The organism is Falsiruegeria litorea R37 (genome assembly GCF_900172225.1).
In the GTDB taxonomy this organism is placed as follows: Bacteria; Pseudomonadota; Alphaproteobacteria; order Rhodobacterales; family Rhodobacteraceae; genus Falsiruegeria; species Falsiruegeria litorea.
Window position 1 is genome coordinate 225,001 of sequence record NZ_FWFO01000001.1, and the last position, 14,932, is coordinate 239,932.

Annotated in this window: 15 protein-coding genes; 8 read left to right on the top strand and 7 right to left on the bottom strand. The window is 59.3% G+C overall.

What is annotated here, in order from left to right:
- Window positions 1-105: 105 nt before the first annotated feature.
- Window positions 106-2,133 carry an NADPH-dependent 2,4-dienoyl-CoA reductase gene (locus TRL7639_RS01125; protein WP_085793978.1) on the bottom strand — a complete coding sequence of 676 codons (2,028 nt, stop codon included), beginning with the start codon at window positions 2,131-2,133 and terminating at the stop codon, window positions 106-108.
- Between the two features lie 256 nt (window positions 2,134-2,389).
- Here TRL7639_RS01125 and TRL7639_RS01130 point away from each other — a divergent pair, with 256 nt between their 5' ends.
- Window positions 2,390-2,875: an RNA pyrophosphohydrolase gene (locus TRL7639_RS01130; protein ID WP_085793979.1), complete on the top strand. Its 486-nt coding sequence runs from the start codon at window positions 2,390-2,392 to the stop codon at window positions 2,873-2,875.
- Between the two features lie 6 nt (window positions 2,876-2,881).
- Here TRL7639_RS01130 and TRL7639_RS01135 read toward each other — a convergent pair whose 3' ends face one another.
- Window positions 2,882-3,667 carry an ATP-grasp domain-containing protein gene (locus tag TRL7639_RS01135; protein ID WP_085793980.1) on the bottom strand — a complete coding sequence of 262 codons (786 nt, stop codon included), beginning with the start codon at window positions 3,665-3,667 and terminating at the stop codon, window positions 2,882-2,884.
- Window positions 3,668-3,825: 158 nt separating this feature from the next.
- Here TRL7639_RS01135 and TRL7639_RS01140 point away from each other — a divergent pair, with 158 nt between their 5' ends.
- Together TRL7639_RS01140 and TRL7639_RS01145 are read left to right on the top strand one after the other, a co-directional pair.
- Window positions 3,826-5,184 carry a radical SAM protein gene (locus tag TRL7639_RS01140; RefSeq protein WP_165759717.1) on the top strand — a complete coding sequence of 453 codons (1,359 nt, stop codon included), beginning with the start codon at window positions 3,826-3,828 and terminating at the stop codon, window positions 5,182-5,184.
- The gene (locus tag TRL7639_RS01145) at window positions 5,181-6,029 is read left to right on the top strand and encodes a DUF547 domain-containing protein (RefSeq protein WP_235820227.1); all 849 of its coding nucleotides are present in this window, start codon (window positions 5,181-5,183) and stop codon (window positions 6,027-6,029) included. The genes TRL7639_RS01140 and TRL7639_RS01145 overlap by 4 nt, the downstream gene beginning before the upstream one ends.
- Before the next feature lie 106 nt (window positions 6,030-6,135).
- Here TRL7639_RS01145 and TRL7639_RS01150 read toward each other — a convergent pair whose 3' ends face one another.
- From TRL7639_RS01150 to TRL7639_RS01160, 3 genes are read right to left on the bottom strand one after another with little or no spacing between them, the layout of a single operon-like run.
- Window positions 6,136-7,125, bottom strand: coding sequence for an adenosine kinase (locus TRL7639_RS01150; protein ID WP_085793983.1), 990 nt, complete (start codon window positions 7,123-7,125; stop codon window positions 6,136-6,138).
- Window positions 7,122-7,766, bottom strand: a complete 645-nt coding sequence (gene nth, locus TRL7639_RS01155; RefSeq protein ID WP_085796198.1) for an endonuclease III — start codon at window positions 7,764-7,766, stop codon at window positions 7,122-7,124. Before nth ends, TRL7639_RS01150 begins: the two co-directional genes overlap by 4 nt.
- 41 nt (window positions 7,767-7,807) lie before the next feature.
- Window positions 7,808-8,602 carry a class I SAM-dependent methyltransferase gene (locus tag TRL7639_RS01160; protein ID WP_133057587.1) on the bottom strand — a complete coding sequence of 265 codons (795 nt, stop codon included), beginning with the start codon at window positions 8,600-8,602 and terminating at the stop codon, window positions 7,808-7,810.
- A 134-nt stretch (window positions 8,603-8,736) separates the two neighbouring features.
- On the opposite strand from TRL7639_RS01160, the gene TRL7639_RS01165 reads away from it, so the two are divergent.
- The 3 genes from TRL7639_RS01165 (at window position 8,737) to TRL7639_RS01175 (ending at window position 11,330) form a co-directional block, all read left to right on the top strand.
- Window positions 8,737-9,588: a methylated-DNA--[protein]-cysteine S-methyltransferase gene (locus TRL7639_RS01165; protein WP_085793985.1), complete on the top strand. Its 852-nt coding sequence runs from the start codon at window positions 8,737-8,739 to the stop codon at window positions 9,586-9,588.
- Between the two features lie 258 nt (window positions 9,589-9,846).
- Complete coding sequence (locus TRL7639_RS01170) at window positions 9,847-10,578, top strand: helix-turn-helix transcriptional regulator (protein ID WP_085793986.1); 732 nt, start codon at window positions 9,847-9,849, stop codon at window positions 10,576-10,578.
- An 89-nt stretch (window positions 10,579-10,667) separates the two neighbouring features.
- Window positions 10,668-11,330 carry a YiaD family glycine zipper/OmpA-like lipoprotein gene (locus TRL7639_RS01175; protein ID WP_085793987.1) on the top strand — a complete coding sequence of 221 codons (663 nt, stop codon included), beginning with the start codon at window positions 10,668-10,670 and terminating at the stop codon, window positions 11,328-11,330.
- A 258-nt stretch (window positions 11,331-11,588) separates the two neighbouring features.
- On the opposite strand, the gene TRL7639_RS01180 is transcribed toward TRL7639_RS01175, so the two are convergent.
- The gene (locus TRL7639_RS01180; RefSeq protein WP_085793988.1) at window positions 11,589-12,539 is read right to left on the bottom strand and encodes a hypothetical protein; all 951 of its coding nucleotides are present in this window, start codon (window positions 12,537-12,539) and stop codon (window positions 11,589-11,591) included.
- 461 nt (window positions 12,540-13,000) lie between these two features.
- Here TRL7639_RS01180 and TRL7639_RS01185 point away from each other — a divergent pair, with 461 nt between their 5' ends.
- The gene (locus tag TRL7639_RS01185) at window positions 13,001-13,543 is read left to right on the top strand and encodes an NADPH-dependent FMN reductase (protein WP_085793989.1); all 543 of its coding nucleotides are present in this window, start codon (window positions 13,001-13,003) and stop codon (window positions 13,541-13,543) included.
- Here the strand turns inward: TRL7639_RS01185 and TRL7639_RS01190 are convergent.
- A complete protein-coding gene (locus TRL7639_RS01190) occupies window positions 13,540-13,935 on the bottom strand; it encodes a VOC family protein (protein WP_085793990.1) in 396 nt (131 codons plus the stop codon). The genes TRL7639_RS01185 and TRL7639_RS01190 overlap by 4 nt on opposite strands.
- A gap of 38 nt (window positions 13,936-13,973) precedes the next feature.
- Here TRL7639_RS01190 and TRL7639_RS01195 point away from each other — a divergent pair, with 38 nt between their 5' ends.
- The gene (locus tag TRL7639_RS01195; RefSeq protein ID WP_085793991.1) at window positions 13,974-14,795 is read left to right on the top strand and encodes an HTD2 family dehydratase; all 822 of its coding nucleotides are present in this window, start codon (window positions 13,974-13,976) and stop codon (window positions 14,793-14,795) included.
- The last annotated feature ends 137 nt before the right edge of the window (window positions 14,796-14,932 follow it).

Sequence of the window (14,932 nt, forward strand, 5' to 3'; positions counted from 1 at the left end):
CGGCTGTTGGTCAGAAAACCGTGAGAGGGATATGGGGTGCCGTTCTGTCCCGGAAACGACAAAGCGTCGGTCCCGGGGCAGGTGTCACATGGATGTGTTGGCGCGTTAGAGAGATGCGGCCAGGCGCGTGCCCTGATTGATCGCGCGTTTGGCGTCCAGCTCAGCAGCTACATCAGCACCGCCGATCACGTGGCAGTTCACGCCTTTGGCCTCCAGCGCATCCGCAAGGCTACGCTCCGAGAGCTGACCGGCACAAAGCACGACGGTGTCGCATTCGATGACGGTTGGCTCTGCGCGTTCCTCGCCAAAGCTGATGTGCAGGCCCTGATCGTCGATACGTTCGTAGTTCACCCCGCCGACAAAGTTCACATCCTTCATCTTGAGTGTGGCGCGGTGAATCCAGCCGGTGGTCTTGCCCAGGCCCTTGCCGTGTGCCTGTTTCTTGCGCTGAAGCAGGGTTACCTGTCGGGCAGGCGCATGCGGCTGGGGACCTTCCGGAGCCAGACCCGAGCGGTGTTCGGCCGGGTCGGTCACGCCCCATTCCTTCATCCACAGCGGCAGGTTCTCGGTTGGGCTGTCGCCGTCGTGCAGCAGGAATTCCGAAACATCGAAGCCAATACCGCCTGCGCCGATCACTGCCACGCGGTCGCCCACGGGGGCCTTGTGGCGCAGCACGTCGATGTAGCTGAGGACATTGCCGCGGTCCTGACCGGGGATTCCGGGATCGCGTGGCGTGACGCCGGTTGCGATGATCACCTCGTCAAAGCCCGCCAGGTCATCCGCGCCGACCTCGCGGCCCAATTCGACGGAGATGCCCAGATCGGCCATCATGGTGCGGTACCAATCGACGAGGCCCCAGAACTCTTCCTTGCCGGGCACCTGCTTGGCCATGTTGAGTTGCCCGCCGATCTCATCAGCGCGGTCGAACACAGTTACGGTGTGCCCCCGTTCAGCAGCGGCCATTGCGGTGGACAGCCCCGCCGGACCAGCACCGACGATGGCGACGGATTTGGTGGTCTCGGCCTTGTTGATCACCAGTTCCGTTTCATGGCAAGCACGAGGGTTCACCAGGCAGGACGTCAATTTGCCGCCAAACGTGTGATCAAGGCAGGCTTGATTGCAGGCGATGCAGGGCGCGATCTTGGCCGCGTCCCCGGCGATGGCTTTGTTGACGAAATCCGCATCCGCCAGCATCGGGCGCGCGAGCGAGACCATATCGGCGCATCCGGTGGACAGAACCTCTTCGGCCACTTCGGGTGTGTTGATCCGGTTCGAGGTGATGACCGGGATCGACACCTTGCCCATCAGCTTTTTGGTGACCCAGGCAAAGGCTGCACGTGGGACTGAAGTGGCGATGGTGGGAATACGCGCCTCGTGCCAGCCGATGCCAGTGTTGAGGATCGTGGCGCCCGCCTTTTCGATCTCTTGTGCAAGTTGCACAACTTCGTCGTGGGTCGAACCGTTGGGGATGAGATCAATCATCGACAGACGGTAGATGATGATGAAATCTGTCCCGACGGCCTCACGCGTGCGGCGCACCACCTCGATGGCCAGGCGCATGCGGTTTTCATAAGACCCGCCCCAGCGGTCCTCGCGCTTGTTGGTGTGGGTGACCAGGAACTGGTTAATGAAATACCCCTCGGATCCCATGATCTCGACCCCGTCATAGCCCGCTTTCTGGGCCAAAACGGATGCGTTCACGATGTCTGCGATCTGCTTTTCGATCCCATCCTCGTCCAACTCATTCGGCGGGAAGGGAGAGATCGGAGACTTGACCGGGCTGGGGGCCACGCATTTGGGGCCATAGGCATAGCGACCCGCATGCAGGATCTGCATCGCAATCTTGCCGCCTGCCTGATGCACGCGATCAGTGACGATGGAGTGGTTGGCCACATCCTCGTCCGTGGTCATCATTGCTGCACCGGGCAGCACGGACCCTTCCAGATTCGGACCAATGCCGCCGGTCACCATCAAAGCCACGCCGCCCCGTGCGCGGTCAGCATAGAATTCGGCAACCCGGTTCCAGTCACGGGTTTCTTCCAAGCCGGTGTGCATCGAGCCCATGAGCACACGGTTTTTCAACGTGGTGAACCCCAGGTCCAATGGCGCCAGCATGTTTGGGTACGCAGTCATCGGCAAACTCTCCCTATGTTGACGCGCAGGATCGCTGCACCGCCGCAGGGAGTCACGCGAAACCCAACGTCACCTGACCGTGACGTAAACCGGGGGTGCTCCCGCCCTCGCTGCATGCCCTGACGGGCCCTTGCTCCGTTGGGCCGGGCGCCTCGCCTGGCGGCTCGGCGCGGCACCGCAGAATGCAGGTGTATTGCCTCTGGGCGTGGGGGTGGTCCTTTGCTAGGGAGGGGATATCCGAAATATGAGGCCGCCCATGACCCCCGAAGAGATCGCCAAACTTCCCTATCGTCCCTGCGTCGGGCTGATGTTGATGAACACTGAGGGTAAGATCTTTGTCGGGCAGCGCAATGATCGCCACAAAGATGCCTGGCAGATGCCCCAAGGCGGCGTCGATAAGGGGGAGGATCCACGAGACGCAGCCCTGCGAGAATTGTGGGAAGAGACCGGAGTGACAGCCGATCTGGTCGATGTTGTCGCCGAAACCGACGGCTGGCTGCCTTATGATCTGCCGCATGACATCGTGCCAAAGATCTGGAAGGGCAAGTACCGGGGGCAGGAGCAGAAGTGGTTCCTGTTGCGGTTCACCGGCACCGACGATCAGGTCAACATCCAGACCGAACACCCCGAGTTCACGGAATGGAAATGGCAAGCTCCCGACCGTCTGATCGACGAGATCGTACCCTTCAAACGCGAGGTTTATGCCCAGGTGATCACGGCGTTCGCTGATCATCTTGGGTGAGCGCCGCTAGCTTTCTGTCAGGTTTTCGATCGCCTCCACCAGCTTTGACAAATCCGCAGCGTAAAAACCGGCGGCGTTGAGGCAGTTGGTTTCCAGCATTCTCAGCCCATCTTCGGTGCGGCAGATGTCCATGACATAGGCCCTTGAGTAACCGGGATTGAGCGCCACCAAGCGCTGCGCAAAGGCCAGGGCGTCGTCGTCGATTTCGGGTCGGTAAACGACCCGCGTTCCCTCTTTGTAAAGCGAGTAGGTCACAATCTGCTCGTCGACCACCCAAAGGCGCCATTCCTTCTGGATGCGGACCGGGGTGCTGAGCATCAAAAGCGTGTCGTGCCGCAATGACCCGCGTGGGATATCCTCGGGGGGTAGCTTCAGCACTTGCTGGGCCAAGAGAAGGATTTCGGCGCTGGTTTTGACGGTGCCGGGCACCTCTTTGCTGTCGTCCACGGGTCGCAGGAACCAGGTGCGCCCGTCATTGGAAAGCTGGGTGGGCACGTCACACAAGCGAAGGAACCAGGCGTCCGCGCCGTTCAGAAGAAACGGATGCCACGGGACCTCATGTACAAAGGGGTGCAGTTTGAAGACGCCTGGGGTCAGGTCATTGTCTGCCGCATATCGCCACAGCGTATAGGAGCCAAACAGAACCACGGCGCTTGGGTTTGCGATGATTGGTTTGGGCATCAACGTGCCAACAAACGGCACCACCTTGTGCCAGGTCAGGGGAATGCCTTGCCGCTCCAGCGCCGCGGCCAATTTATGAGTATCTTCGAATTCTTGCAGCACCCATTGCATCGGAACGCCCTCTTGTCTTGAGCCAATACTGACCAGGTCTCTCTCAGATCGGCAAGCGGCTAGATCACCTGCCGACAACTTGCTGTGAAGGGGCGTAGGCTGCGCAGGGATGGCTCCTTAGGTTCGTGGATATGAAAGACATTGCTCAACCCCCATCCTTGCCCCAACCCGCCGGACGTATCTTTGCCGGCGCTGACCGTCGCGCGCCGCTGCGAGAGGGCCTGATCGCATGCGGCGAATATGGCCCAACCCAGACCGCAGGACGGTTCTACCCCGTGGCCTGTGTGGCCTTGGAAGTCACTCAACGCTGCAATCTGGATTGCACCTTGTGTTACCTGTCGGATCAGGCCGAGGTGACATTCGACCCGCCTCTGCGCGTGTTGTTTGCCCGCCTTGCCACGATCCACAGCCACTACGGCCCCGGTGTTTCGGTGCAACTGACGGGGGGCGACCCAACCCTGCGTCGCATGGAAGACCTCGAGGCGCTGTGTCGCGAAATCCGACGTCTGGGGATGCGGTCGTGTCTGATGACCAATGGCATTCGCGCGACGCGGGATGTGTTGCGACGGTTGGCACAAGCCGGGTTGAACGATGTGGCGTTTCACGTGGACATGACGCAAGAGCGCAGCGGGTATCCGGACGAAGCAGCGTTGAATGCCATCCGCCTTGATTACATCGCCCGGGCACAGGGGCTGGGTTTGCGGATTCTGTTCAACACCACGGTGTTTGGTGGGAATTTTACCGAATTGCCTATGCTCGCACGGTTCTTTCGCGATCAGGATCATGTGGCTTTTGTTTCGTTTCAGATGCAGGCCGACACCGGGCGCGGTGTCCTGCGTGCGCGCCCCGATGCGATCACCCAATCGAGCGTCATGCAGGCCATCGAGGCCGGATATGGCTGCGACATGGACTTTGATGCCGCACAAGTCGGGCATTCTCAGTGTAACCGATATGCCAGTGTGTTGCGGCGCCCGGGCTTTGCGATGTCCCTGCTGAGAGATCGCCCTCTGGTGCGATATATCATGGCCGTGCTGGAAGCACAGAACCGGTCATCTGACGGTCATCTGGACATCGCAGACAGTTTGCAACGTCTTGCATTGCGTCATCCGGTACTGGCCGTTCGTGCAGCGCTTGGTCTGACGCGCGCCTATTTGCGGGCTGCGTTTGCAAATGAGTGGCGGCGGCCAAGCCGTCAGACGGTGTTTGTCCATAATTTCATGGCTGCTGATGAGTTGGATGCCGACCGCTGCGCCTCATGCGTGTTCATGGTGGCAACGGCCCATGGCCCTTTGTCGATGTGTGTCCACAATGCACAGCGTGACGCACATCTGGCGTCAGTGGACCGGGTCGAAACGGACCAGGGGCCTCGATGGTGGAATGGCGCCGTACCCAGCCTGTCGAACACCGATGACTTGCCAAATGTTGTGGCTCATCCCGGCGCATTGGCGTTCAAACGTCTCAAGGGGCGATTGCGGGCTCAGGCGCAACAGGCACGACGGTCAGTGGAGCGACCATGAGAATGAAGTCCCTGCTCACCCTGTTTGGGCTGGTGGTGATGGCGGCCTGTACATCTGTCGAACGTGCAGCCTTGCCAAAGCCAGAGGTTCTGGCAGGCAACACGTGGTCCCAAAGCGCCAAGCCGCCTGGGCAAGTGGTGGACCATCGACCATGGACTGCCTTTCTGGCACGCCATGTGCGGCCGGATGCCGAAGGGGTGAACCGTGTGGCCTACGCCAAGGTGAGTTCCCGGGATCGCGAGGGGCTGGATCGCTATCTTGCGGCTCTGCAGCGGGTGCAGACCGATCGGCTGACGCGCGACCAACAGCTGGCGTACTGGATCAACCTCTACAATGCGTTGACGATCGACGTGGTACTGGACGCCTATCCCGTGGTCTCGATCCGTGACATCACCGACAGCCCTTTGCCGGTTGGTCCATGGAACCAACCCGTGGCGCGCGTATCAGGGCAAACCTTGACGCTCAATGACATCGAACATCGGATCATACGCCCGATCTTTGATGAACCCCGCATCCACTATGCGCTCAACTGCGCGGCAGCAGGATGCCCGAACCTGATGGCGCGCGCCTGGACTGCGCAAAAGCTCGAGGCGGATCTGGCAGCGGCGGAATACGCCTATGTCCACGATCCGCGCGGGCTTCGATTCGATGAGCAAGGGCGCTTGGTTGTGTCAAAAATCTACGCCTGGTTCCGCGAGGATTTTGCCGACACGCCCGAGGGGGTGTTGGACTATCTGCGTTCGGTGGCGGGGCCCGAGCTTGAAAAGCAGTTGGCGGCAACCCGCCGCATATCCGGATACGATTACGACTGGTCCCTCAACGATCAAGCACAGCGGGTGCAATAGGGCGCGACCGCGCTGCGGGGGGCTTTAGCCCCGCGCAGCGCCCGGCCCAACCAGAGGAGATGCCCCGCAAAGGGGCATCGAACGATGGGCGGGAGTGCTCCCGGATTTACAGCAGGCCTGCGTCGCGCAGCAACTCTTGCATGTTGGCCTCGGGACGCGGACCGATGTGGCTGATCACTTCGCGGGCGCAGACGCAGCCGATCTTGGCGCAGGTTTCCAGATCACGGCCTGTGGCCATGCCATACAGGAACCCGGCGGCAAACTGATCACCGGCGCCTGTTGCATCAACCGGCACGATCTTTTCAACGGGCACGTCGATCCGCTGACCGTTGCTCAGCACCGACACGCCATCGCCCGAGCGGGTGCAGACCACCAGCGGGCAAATCTCGGCGGTCTTGGCCAGCGCGGCCTCTAGATCGTCGGTTTCGAACAGCGACTTGATCTCGTCTTCGTTGCCGATCACGAAATCCAGCTCGTTTTCGATCAGCGACAGGAAATCGGCGCGGTGACGCTCAACGCAGAACGGGTCGGAAATGGCGATCCCGGTCTTGCCACCGCCGTCGCGGCAATCGCGTGCGGCTTCCAAAAAGGCGCTTTTGCCCTTGTCCTTGTCGAACAGATACCCTTCCAGGAACATGATCTGGCTGTTGCCCGCCACGTCCTTCGAGACGTCTTCCGAGCTCAGCTCGGACGAGATGCCCAGATAGGTGTTCATCGACCGCTCACCATCGGGTGAAACAAAGATCATCGACCGCGACGTGGGCAGCTCGCCACTTGGCACCGGAGGGTTGACGAAATCGACGCCACCTTCGTTCATCGCATCGGCATAGAACCGCCCCAGTGCATCGTCATGCACCCGGCCGATGAACGCCGCATCCAGCCCAAGCGTACCGGCACCCGCGATGGTGTTGGCGACCGAGCCGCCCGGTGTCTGCACCCGGCTCTCCATCGCAGCATAGAGCACCTCGCCCCGCTCGCGTTCGATCAGCTGCATGATGCCTTTCTCGATCCCCATGAGCTCGAGAAAGCTGTCGTCAGATTGGCTGATTACGTCCACTACGGCGTTGCCGATCCCGACGAGTTGGTAGGTCTTCATAGGTTCTTGTCCTCGAACTTGCACAAGTCCCGAATAAGGCAGGTGCCACACATCGGCTTGCGCGCTTTGCAATGATACCGGCCATGCAGGATCAGCCAGTGATGGGCATGAAGCTGAAAGTCGGCTGGAATATGGTCTTCGATGGCGCGTTCTACAGCGTCCACGTCTTTGCCCGGCGCGATACCAGATCGGTTGCCGACGCGAAAGATATGAGTATCTACGGCCTGTGCGGGCTGTTGCCACCACATGTTTAGAACCACATTTGCGGTCTTGCGCCCGACGCCCGGCAATGATTGCAGAGCGGCGCGGGAATTGGGCACTTCGCCGCCGTATTCGTCGACCAGGATGCGGCTGAGCTTGATGACGTTCTTGGCTTTTTGACGGAACAGACCAATGGTCTTGATATGTTCGGTCAGCCCCTCTTCACCCAGGTCGAGCATCTTTTGCGGCGTGTCCGCAATTTTGAACAGCTCCCGCGTGGCTTTGTTCACACCGGCATCGGTCGCCTGCGCACTAAGTGCGACGGCGACCACCAGGGTGTAGACGTTCACATGCTCCAGTTCCCCCTTGGGCTCTGGCTCTGCTGCCTGGAACCGGGAGAAGATTTCGCGGATCGTATGATAATCAAGTTGCTTTGCCATGATGGCCTTAATGCCGTGGGCTGCGCCTTGGGTAAAGCCACTCAGCGGCACCGGGCCTCAAAGAAATGTGCCTCCTGCGGCACGATGAACACGCCATCCGTGTCATACGGCGCCAAAAGTTTGGACGTGGTGTCAATCACCAGGCGGGTTTTTTCCTCTCCGGCATCGCGGAGGTCCTTTTCGATGGGCAAGGCCAGGATCTGTTCGCCCAGGTCTGCGAACCTGCGATGCAGGACAATGGCTGCGTGGCGTTTTACCGCAAATCCGTTCTCGCCAAGCAGCGCTTGGATCACATGACCGTCCCGGTATGAAAAGGGTGCGCGCGCTTTTTCGGCCGCTTGCGGATTGATGTGATGCTCAAGTGCCGTGGCCAAAGAGTCATTGAAGGGTGAGATCTCTTTCCAGCACGTCAGACACAGCCGCCCGTCGGACCTCAGAACGCGATGAATTTCATGCAAGGCAGCGGGTTTGTCGGGAAAGAACTGCAATCCCTGCTGGATACAGGCCAGATCAAAACCGGAATCCTTCAGGGGGAGGTCTGTCACATCGGCTGCCAGCCAATCGACGTTGTGCGGGCTATCCGGTGTCATTTCACGGGCGACGTCGATCATGGTCTGGTTCAGGTCCGTCCCCAAGATCCGACAACGGCCTTTCAACGCTTTGAGGATGGCACGGGTCAAAGCGCCGGTGCCACAGGCCACGTCAAGAACATGCATGTCAGGCTTCAGGCGCAAAAGGTCGACGGTTTTCTCGGCCAGAGGGCCAAACATCGCTGGCACAGAGTGGCGCTGGTATTTGCGGGCGGCTGCCTCGGTCAAACGAAAGGAATCGATCATGGCCAATTGTCCAAAGAGCGCAATATTAACATAATCCTGCAGTGACCCCAAATACAGGCGGTTGCGCAAGTTCCGGGTCGCGCTGTTTGGATCGACTTCGCTAAAGTGTAATCAGTATATGAAAGGGTTTCGTGATGAACATGCGCACCGGGGAAGAAGGCTATCACTACGGCGTCATGCGTCGGGCCATCGAACTGATTGATCAGGGCGAGGGGAACCTGTCGCTCGAACAGCTGGCGGGTCAGATGAACATGAGCCCCGCGCATTTCCAGCGCTTGTTTTCGCGGTGGGTGGGCGTGTCCCCCAAGAAGTACCAGCAATACCTGACCCTCGGCCACGCCAAGGCGCTATTGCAGGAACATTTCACCACGCTTGAGGCTGCGCACAGCGTGGGTCTCTCTGGCACCGGTCGACTGCATGACCTCTTTGTACGGTGGGAGGCGATGAGCCCCGGCGAATACGCCCGTCAGGGGCAGGGGTTGATTGTCTATTGGGGGTGGTTCGAAAGCCCCTTTGGCCCGGCGCTTGTCATGGGCACCGACAAGGGCGTGTGCGGTGTGGGATTTGCCGCAGAAACCACTGCCGAGGCCACGATGGAGGATCTGCTGTCACGTTGGCCAAAGGCCGAATACATCGAAGACCCCATGCGTCTGCGCCCCTGGGTTCTGAACATCTTCAACGCCGCCAGCGACCGGTTGGAGCCAACGCCGCTCTATTTGATCGGCGCACCCCTGCAGATCAAGGTGTGGGAGGCGCTGTTGCGCATCCCCTCAGGGCAGGTCACCACCTATTCCGAAATCGCCGAGGCCATCGGAAACCCACGCGCGGTTCGCGCTGTGGGCACGGCTGTGGGGCGGAACCCGATCAGCTGGATCATCCCGTGCCACCGTGCCCTGCGCAAATCCGGAGGACTGGGTGGTTATCATTGGGGTCTGCCCGTCAAACGAGCGATGCTGGCTTTTGAGGCTGCCAGAGCCGAAGCCTGAGCCGAGGCTTTGGTGCTGGAACGTCGGGATGCCGGGCGGTTCTGCGCCGGGCGATCTCATCGCGTTCGATTTGCCATGTCTTGGGCGCAGGCTCGCGCTGCCAGCGCTCCAGCCCCAACGTCATCAGGGTTTTATGGTCATAGGAATACATCGGCATTCTCCAGTTAACTGTGTACCAAGAACAAAGCAGAACCATCCTGACACCCTGTTGTCAGGGGGATGTGCTAGAGTGTCAGGACGACCCTTGGAGAGACTCAGATGCACCGATCCAATCGCCTGTTCGAAATCATCCAGATCCTGCGCGCGGCCCCTGGCCCGGTGACGGCTGATGTGCTGGCCGAACAGCTTGAGGTGTCGGTGCGCACGATCTATCGCGATATCTCGGCGTTGCAGGCCATGCGCACCCCGATCGAGGGCGAGGCGGGCCTGGGCTATCTGATGCGGCGTGGCTATGACCTGCCGCCGTTGAATTTCGATCTCGAAGAATTGGAGGCGCTTCGCGTGGGCCTTTCGATGTTGGAACGCACCGGCGACAGCGCGTTGCAGCAGGCGGCCAAGCGGATCTGCCAAAAGATCGAGGATCTGCATGATCCGGCTGAATGGCTGCAAGTGGCCCCCTGGGGTGCCCCCTTGGATGATGCCGAGCGCGGATGTGTGTCCAAATCGGGCCTGCGCGCTACCATCCGGCAAGAGCAGAAGCTGCGCCTGACTTACCGCGACGAGGCTGGGCGCGAAACGGAACGAGTCGTCCGCCCCGTAGCGCTGATCTATCACCTGGAATGCACGATGCTGGCCGCCTGGTGTGAATTGCGCGGTGGGTTTCGTCACTTTCGAACAGATCGGATCTGGACGTGTGATTGGCTGGAAGACCGGTTTGTCGGTCAAGGCGCGGCCTTGCGCGAGGTCTGGCATCAGCAAAATCGTTGGGAAGATCGCGACAGAACCTTCAATTCCGCCTCAAATGCGCAAGGAACCGCCGAAATCACTTGATTGTCGGTTGAGCGTTCCCTGCCAAAGCATGATATAGTGGGGGAAACGAAAAGCCCTGCAAAAAGGGCCGTTGAGCAGAAGGTGACCCTATGTCGATCTCAAAAACCTCGTTGGCCGTGCTGTTGGGCGCGGCAGTGACCCTGAGCGCCTGTACCGATCCCGCTCAGTTGGGCACGCAAACCGATCCCAAGCAGAACACCAAGCAAGGCGCAATCGTCGGCGGTATTCTGGGCGCAGGCATCGGTGCCATCACCGGATCGTCTGCCAAGTCGGCCGTCTTCGGGGCCGCCGCTGGTGCCTTTGCAGGTGGTGCGGTCGGTGCATATCTGGACAAACAGGCCGCTGACCTGCGGCAAGAGCTGTCCAATGATGGAATCACCATCACCAACACTGGCGACCGCCTGATCGTGTCTGTTCCCAACGACATTACATTTGATACCGACAGCTATTCGGTTCGCCCAGCATTGCAATCTGACTTGGACAAAGTTGCGCAAAACTTGCTGAAGTATCCGGAAAGCAGCGTTCAGATCATCGGCCACACCGACAGCGATGGGGCTGCGGAATACAACCAAGGCCTGTCAGAGCGCCGCGCCAACGCGGTTGCTGACGTCGTTCAGGCCGGTGGCGTGCCCTACAACCGCATTTCGACTATCGGTCGGGGTGAAGATGACCCGATTGCATCGAACCTGAATGATGCGGGTAAGGCCCAGAACCGCAGGGTCGAGATCGTGGTGATTCCCACCAACACCTGACTCAGAACGCGCGAGCGACCCCAAGGCCGTCCTTGGGGTCCGGCCCATGCCGCATATCTCGCAGCAGGGGCTTGAAGACGTCCGAGCACCCTATTGTTGCCATGCTGCGTTCGCAGCCCATTTTGCCGATATTCGCCGTAAGCGCATGTTCAAGGGCACGGCGGACGCGCGCATTTCTTGACAGAATAGTAACTTTCGACAATTGGCCACCTGACGCAAACAGCTCTTTGACACAATGGTGCAACGTCAGGTCTTGACCTACATACCCCTCAGTACATTCCTGATTTCATGTACATAATCGGCATCCAACCATTCTTCTCCATAGAGTTCACGGCTCCTTTTCGCCTGGATGCGAACCCAGTCCAAGTCATGCTCGCTCATTTCGGCGAATACGTTACCGTCTATGACCTCGTCGAGATGCGTTAGAAAAAGACCATCTGAACAGGATTTTGTCAGCGGATACAGGTACTCTTGCGGTGATCGGTGCCGGTTGAGATAGTCGTAGACAAACTCCCACATCCCAGGGCGGACCTTATGAAACAGATGGCAGAACTTGGGTGGCAGCGGCCGATATATTTCCGTGAGCAGAGCAGCCATTTCTGGTGATGTATCGGCCATTTTGTACATTCGGCTGTTATCGGCAAAGTCCATTCCACCAGCTTGAAACAAGCGCACCTCTTCGAAACCGTCACTTGTAACCGCGTCCCAGAACGCCTGTTCGTTCCACCCAAATCCTCGGTTCGACAGTTCCTTCTTTGGATTGTCGCTGGTTTCGCGTTTGGTTACCGCGACAATCTCTTCGTTGCTTTCCGCAATTCTCGTGGTTTGTTCGGCAGTTACGGCGGTGTTGCGCGCGATTTCTCGATTGGTTTCCACGATATCAAGCATTTGATCCTGCATTTGAGAAAATACAGGGATCTCGGATGCTAGTAGACCTTTGTCAGTTCCACCGGGCACTACACTTTGCAGCATCCATGTACCCAGCGACAGCAAGAACATCACAAAAAAGAAGATTGAAAGCGGCGAAGACACACCGCGCGTCGCCTTGAAAGCTGTGCCTGTCAGCGCCACCAACGTCAGGCAAAAGAAGGCGAACGTAGCTGTCAAAGCCATCGGCCAAAGCGGCTGAGCCAGATCCATGAGCAGGGTAAGCGCCCCGCCGATTGCAGAAACTTTTGTAAAGCTCGCTCCCATTTTCGCAGTCAGCATTCGCACTCCGTTTTCTCATAGTGAATGCTGGGTGGTTATTTTCTCGCGCAACTGAAGGGAAGCGGCAAAATCCTAGAAATTGAACCATTAAATCAGGGTATTGCAACTATGAAACACAGTGGCGCGGTTCGCTGGGATTGCCATGAACACTCTGGTAATGTTGCAAGGGGCGATCGAAGAATCCGGAATTGGACGTCCGCAGAAGGTTCCGTGCCGCGAGTGGAAGCAGAGAGAGAAAACGTTCGTCAGAAGCTTGCAAAAGTGCTGTGAGCCAGTGTCGTTTCACAATCCTCGGCTTGGGCCGGACCTTGGGGTGGCCTTGTTCTTGCCGACAAAACTGTCATGACGCTGCGTTCCCTGCCGCTTGCGGATTTTCGAACAGGGTCTGCGCGCGGGTTGGGGTTGGTCTGTTGCCCATGGTTGCTACATAGGGGCAAGTTTCCAATTCGGAGGTATTCAAGATGTCCGCACCCGTTCTTTTGGGCCTGTCCGGCTCGCTGCGTAAAGACGCAACCAACCGCAAACTTCTGCGCGAGGCAGCGCGTCTGTTTGGTGCCGAAACCTATGTGGAGGCGGATCTGAACCTGCCGCTCTATGATGGTGATCTCGAAGACGCCGAGGGCGTTCCGGCTGCGGTGCAGGCACTGGCTGATCAGATCGCGGCGGCGGATGCGGTGGTGATCTCGACGCCAGAATACAACAAGGGCCCCTCAGGAGTTCTCAAGAACGCGTTGGATTGGGTCAGCCGCACAGGCGCGAACCCCTGGGCTGACAAACCTGTTGCAGTAATGTCGGCGGCTGCTGGTCGCGCAGGCGGCGAGCGCGCGCAGATGGTGTTGCGCGGATTCATGGTGCCGTTCCAGCCCCGAATCCTGCAAGGTCCCGAGGTGCATTTGGCCAACAGCTCGAACGAGTTCGACGACGACGGTCAGCTGACCAGTGCGCATTACACCAAGACGCTGCAGGTCCTGATGGACAAGCTGCGGGCCGAGGCTGCACGTTAAACTCTTGTTCCGATCTCGATCAGGTTGTTGTCGGGATCGCGCACATAGATCGAAAGAATTGGGTCGGTTGCGCCTGTGCGGGTGACCGGCCCTTCCTCTATGGGGATGCTCAGCTGGGACAGGTGATCCAACCAGTCCTCGGCTGTATGATCGGTCAAAAAGCACAGATCGGCCGAACCCGGCAAAGGGTGCATGGCCTTGGGGTCAAATGGGCGTTCCGCGGGATGCAGGTTGATCTTTTGTCGCCCGAATTTCAGCGCTGTGCGGGGCGAGCCATCTGCCGGCTGAAACTCTTCGACGCGCATGCCCAGGACATCGACGTAAAAGGCAACGGTTGCGGGAATGTCGACAACGGTCAGAACCAGGTGATCGAGGGATGCAACAGAAGGCATGGATTGTCCTTTGCGGTGTTCTGCTTAAGGTGCCTGTTATGACATCTGCTGACCAGACCGAAAACAAGACCGAAATCCAGGGCGACGTGATGGACCCGGCGCGTGCTGCCGCGTTCCAAGTGGCTTTGGGGCAGGCGCCCACGATCGAGGCTGGGTTGCCCTTGCCGCCGTTTTTCCATCAGCTCTATTTCTGGACACCACGCCCGCCCGATGGGTTGGGCCGTGACGGCCATCCTCTGGTTGGGGGGGGACTGATCCCCGACATGGGGCTGCCACGACGGATGTGGGCCGGGGGAAGGTTGTCGTTCGCCGCTCCGCTGATGGCAGGGGTTGCAGCCGAGCGTCGGTCGGTGCTGGAAAGCGCTGCGTCAAAAAAAGGGCGCACAGGGCCATTGGCCTTTGTCACTCTGAGACATGAGATCTTTCAGGGCGATGTGTTGTGCCTGAGTGAGTGGCAGGACCTGGTCTATCGAGAAGACCCCAGCCCGGGTGCGCCAAGCCCCGTGCCGCCACTGGCCAGGACGGATGAAACGGACGTGCAGGTCGCCAGGTTTGATTCGACTTTTTTGTTTCGCTACTCGGCTTTGACGTTCAACGGACATCGTATCCATTATGACCTGGATTATGCGCGCGACGTAGAGGGGTACGCCGGATTGGTGGTGCATGGCCCTCTATTGGCGCAAAAGCTGATGTTGTTGGCGACCGAGGTTATGGGGCCGCTGGCCGAATTTTCGTTCCGCGCATCTTCGCCCTTGATGCACTTCGAACAGGCGGAGTTCTGTCGAAACGGCAATGACCTTTGGGTCCGGGGGCCAGACGGACGGCAGTGCATGCAAGCGGTCGCCGTGGTTGCGGCGTGATACTTTGACAGGGCCTGAAAAAAGCGCGGGGGTGCTCCCGCGCCCGAGCCATCTTGACTGCGTCAGCCCGGCTAGCGGCCTTGGGCCGGGCGCCTCGCCTACCGGCTCGGCGCATTGCCCGCCGCCGCGCACAGCGC